Genomic DNA, 763 nt, shown 5'->3' with positions numbered 1-763 from the left:
GGGGTCTGGGGGGGGCTCTGGCTCCCGGCCTTGCTATGGATGGGGTTGTTGGGGCTGTTCGCCCAACAAGAGCTGTGGGCGCGTGGCCTGGGGGTGCTCTTCCCCAGCGCGCGCAACCCCATTTTCGAGCGTGAAACCCTGCTCAGCCTGGTTCTACAGCACCTGAGCATTACGGTGAGCGCGGGGTTTTTGGTCATCCTCATCGGTTTGCCGCTGGCCATCTACGCCACCCGTCCTGCGGGGGCAGCCTTTAGGCCGCTCTTGGAGAGCAGCGTGGCGATTGGGCAGACCTTTCCACCGGTGGCGGTGCTGGTTTTGGCCCTGCCGTTGTTTGGTTTTGGCTCGCAGGGAGCGGTGCTGGCACTGTTCCTGTATGGGTTGCTGCCGGTGGTGCGGGGAGGGCTCGAGGCGTTTGCCGCCCTTCCCCCCGAGGTGCTGGATGCCGCCCAGGGGATGGGGTATTCCCCAGCTCAGCGGCTGTGGCGGGTGGAGCTGCCACTGGCCCTGCCGGTGATCCTGGCGGGGATTCGCGCCAGCCTGGTGCTGATCCTGGCCACGGCGACGGTGGCGCCCCTGGTGGGTGGGGGTGGGCTGGGCACGCCCATTGTGGCGGGGTTGGCCGTGAGCAACCTAGGGTTTGTCACCGAAGGGGCGGTGGCGGTAGCGCTCCTGGCCCTACTGACCGACTGGAGCCTGGCCCGGCTCGAGAGGGGGCTAACCCCTTGGCGTGAGGCTACTCTTTAGGTATGCAGCCGTATAAGGA

The 763-nt window shown here is 66.7% G+C and carries 1 protein-coding gene; it reads left to right on the top strand.

The genetic code is table 11. The features are described 5' to 3' along the window. Positions 1–744: ABC transporter permease subunit (locus Mgrana_RS16650; RefSeq protein ID WP_206075106.1), on the top strand; the 744-nt coding region annotated here is incomplete at its 5' end. Positions 745–763: the final 19 nt, after the last annotated feature.

Source organism: Meiothermus granaticius NBRC 107808, from assembly GCF_003574355.1.
GTDB lineage: Bacteria > Deinococcota > Deinococci > Deinococcales > Thermaceae > Meiothermus > Meiothermus granaticius.
Note: the sequence above shows the minus strand (reverse complement) of the source record. Positions and strands in the feature narration are given on the sequence as shown.